Raw genomic sequence first — 2,716 nt, forward strand, 5'->3', positions numbered from 1 at the left:
CTCCCCGTCCATCAGTTGAGCGACACAAGACTGGTCTGTTCCGTCACCGCATAGAAGTCTGTGCTCGCCCAGGCACCAAACGTCACCAGACTCACAGACGGTGTGTGATGACTTTTCGCCTACTGCATCGTCGTCGGTTAAACCTTCCTGTGCGGTATTCAAAGCATCCTGCGAGGCGAGGGTATCAAGCAGGCTGGCGAAGTCTTGGTCATTGACGTTCAGGCCGAGGACAAGGTCGTCCAGCATCTTGCGGTCAGTGGTCGCCAGTGCCGCTATGGGGTCGATGGTAGCGAGGGCCTTCTTTTCCTCTTCCTCGGTCAGCTCCACATACAAGACAGGGACATCCTGCTCCCCTTCCGCCAGAGCCACCTCTACACGCAAATGGCCATCAACAAGATGGCCCGTGGTTTTATTAACGATCACCTGCTGTATCCAGCCGATCTCGTTCAGTGCCCCTTTTAGTGCGGCTTGCTGGGCCTTGGGGTGTTTGCGCCAGTTCAGTGGGTTGGCGAGAAGCTGGTCGGCTCGCTCTACGCCTTGGCCTATGATCCGGCTTTGCCACTTCTGGGGCTGCTTATCACGTCCTTGTGATGGCTGCTTCATGGTTTCAGGGTTTCCATGGAGTGGATTTAGTTTTGAGGGCCTGGATCACATAGGGGGCAACGTTTTTCATGGCCCGTTCCCCGAACAGAAATCCCAGCACCAGAAGGTTGATGGCGATGAGGGCGGTTTGCTGTTGCGTGCTCAGTTGCCATTCACTGAACCAGCGCCAGTCGAGGTACATGGTGAAAAATCCCCAGACGGGTCGCTGTGCACCACGGGCAAACAGGATCACCCTTCCGACGATGGGTAAGGCTTTGAGGTCGGAGGCTGTCCCTTCCAGCTCCTTGATGCGTTCGGTCAGCAGGCGTTCCGCCTCTGCCAGATGACGCTGCGTGTCACTTTTCTGTTTTCGCTCCAGCGCCTTCAGTTCCAGTTGCAACTGCTGCTTCTGGGACTCGGGCATATCTGGGGGAAAGTAGGTTGTGACTGTCTTATAAATGGTATCGAACAGACCACCAGACAGGGTGTCAGCTACTTTGCTGAGGGTGTTGCTTAAGTCCATGGCGTTCACCGCAGGCTACCGGGAACGCCGTCACGCTCCCAGCGTATGCCGGTGTCTATCAGCTCATCGCTGTAAGGCTGACAGCCCAGTTCGTGATGGATAACAGATTTGATCAGAGACTGCAGAGCCACTGCATTGTTGGTGAGATTCAACCGGGTTTGCTCTGTAATACCCATGCGCAGGCAGACTGCACGAATATACGACTCGGTGTGGTTTTCGCTGGGAGGAGCCCACCGGTTGATAATGGCCCGGACAGTTTTAAGGTCATGCCGGGTGTTATAGGTTTTCAGGATGCGGGCCATGGCTCTGATGCCGAACTCCGGAGAGTCAAACTCCTCAAACTCGCCATCGGAGTCGGCACGGGCCTCACCTTCCCAGTCGTAATCCACGCGCTGATTCTCACGGATGTTACCGGGGTTATGGTTCCGGTATCCCCGAATCTGACTGACCATTTTCACTCCGCAGCTCCTTTGCAGATTGATGCTTGTCTTGTATCGAGAGGGTTGTTTCGTAAAGCTTTGCCGCACCGACGATCAAGCTGGCGATGACAGCGACTGTTGCCCCTATAGTGAACAGTCGCCGGACTTCTATGCGCAGGCCGGTCACGTCTTTGTGGAGCTGGTCTCCACTTTCCTTGATGTCGGTAATGTTCTGGCTGATGTTCTCCACCTGCGTCCGGAGCTGAGTAACGGTGTTCTCCAGTGTGTTTACGCGAGGGGGCGTGTCTTCAAGAGTATTCAGCCGGTGATGAACCACCGCCATGTCCTGTTCGATATTCCGGATGCGTTCGTCCATAGAATCCCTGTTGCAAAATTTTCAGCCTGTTCCGTGCCCGCAAGCCGTGAAGTGCGCCACATCCAAAGCAGATGTTCCGAATGGTTCGGGCCACCAGCCCATAGCTCTTTGCCAGATCCTTTGCGGTAAAACCCTGTAACCGCTGTTGGACGATGGTCCGGTTGCGGGCCTGAAGAGCCAGAGTCTGAGGAATGTACAACTGCAAGCCACCGAACCGGCAGGAGAGTTTAAGCGCAGCCTCCCAGCCTATGGCCTTAACGATGGATGAGTCCGACTTAATTTTCTGTGCGATATATTTCCGCCTGCCACCGAAGGCACGCTCCAGTGCGATGGTGTTTTTCCGCCCTATGGTTGCGACAATTTCGGGTTCGTAATTCATAAAATTGTGATATTGCTCACGCTAATGAATTGATGCGTTCACTGCATTAAACAGTGAACGCATCAACTGAGTTAGAAAAAATCAGCCGCTACCAGATCCATCAGTTTTTCCAGAATGTTTTGAAGGGGGTGCCAAGAACCGCGCACTCCCGAATACTGCCTGTTGTTATTTGCCCTTCGTCTAACAACAGGGAAAGAATGGTGCTCGTTTGGCACCTGTCTAAATCGCGGCAGCTTTGGCATATTTCAGCCGATGTTGAGCCGTTGTTATTTTTTACGACAGCCAGCACATAATCCATTAAATCCCTATGAGGATTATTATTATCCTTTTTCATTTTTTTCTCGTTGGAGTGTTACGCGGTCAAATTTAATTTAATGGTCGCCTAATGGCGTTGTCAAATGTTTAATCGAAGAATTCAACCGGTAAAACGTTTCACA

General features: G+C 52.8%; 6 protein-coding genes. All 6 read right to left on the reverse strand.

Features of this window, described 5'->3' with window-relative positions; translation table 11 throughout:
- Window positions 1-603, reverse strand: a 603-nt coding sequence (locus E1189_RS02980) for a ParB N-terminal domain-containing protein (protein ID WP_196221120.1), incomplete at its 3' end; no start/stop codon positions are given.
- Window positions 604-607: 4 nt separating this feature from the next.
- Window positions 608-1,105 carry a hypothetical protein gene (locus E1189_RS02985; protein ID WP_155158566.1) on the reverse strand — a complete coding sequence of 166 codons (498 nt, stop codon included), beginning with the start codon at window positions 1,103-1,105 and terminating at the stop codon, window positions 608-610.
- 5 nt (window positions 1,106-1,110) lie between these two features.
- Window positions 1,111-1,557, reverse strand: a complete 447-nt coding sequence (locus E1189_RS02990) for a structural protein (RefSeq protein ID WP_155158567.1) — start codon at window positions 1,555-1,557, stop codon at window positions 1,111-1,113.
- Entirely contained in the window at window positions 1,523-1,861 is a 339-nt protein-coding gene (locus E1189_RS02995; RefSeq protein WP_230460092.1) for a hypothetical protein, read from the reverse strand. Before E1189_RS02995 ends, E1189_RS02990 begins: the two co-directional genes overlap by 35 nt.
- A complete protein-coding gene (locus E1189_RS03000) occupies window positions 1,833-2,279 on the reverse strand; it encodes a Mor transcription activator family protein (protein WP_155158569.1) in 447 nt (148 codons plus the stop codon). The genes E1189_RS02995 and E1189_RS03000 overlap by 29 nt, the downstream gene beginning before the upstream one ends.
- A 100-nt stretch (window positions 2,280-2,379) precedes the next feature.
- Complete coding sequence (locus tag E1189_RS03005; RefSeq protein WP_155158570.1) at window positions 2,380-2,613, reverse strand: hypothetical protein; 234 nt, start codon at window positions 2,611-2,613, stop codon at window positions 2,380-2,382.
- Window positions 2,614-2,716: the final 103 nt, after the last annotated feature.

Origin of the sequence: Parendozoicomonas verongulae, assembly GCF_009711465.1 — a bacterium.
Taxonomy (GTDB): Bacteria; Pseudomonadota; Gammaproteobacteria; order Pseudomonadales; family Endozoicomonadaceae; genus Sansalvadorimonas; species Sansalvadorimonas verongulae.

Excerpts from the sequence above, each read along its gene's own strand:
- E1189_RS02985 (WP_155158566.1), bottom strand. The coding sequence starts at position 1,105 with ATGGACTTAAGCAACACCCTCAGCAAAGTAGCTGACACCCTGTCTGGT.
- E1189_RS02990 (WP_155158567.1), bottom strand. The coding sequence starts at position 1,557 with ATGGTCAGTCAGATTCGGGGATACCGGAACCATAACCCCGGTAACATC.
- E1189_RS03000 (WP_155158569.1), bottom strand. The coding sequence starts at position 2,279 with ATGAATTACGAACCCGAAATTGTCGCAACCATAGGGCGGAAAAACACC.
- E1189_RS03005 (WP_155158570.1), bottom strand. The coding sequence starts at position 2,613 with ATGAAAAAGGATAATAATAATCCTCATAGGGATTTAATGGATTATGTG.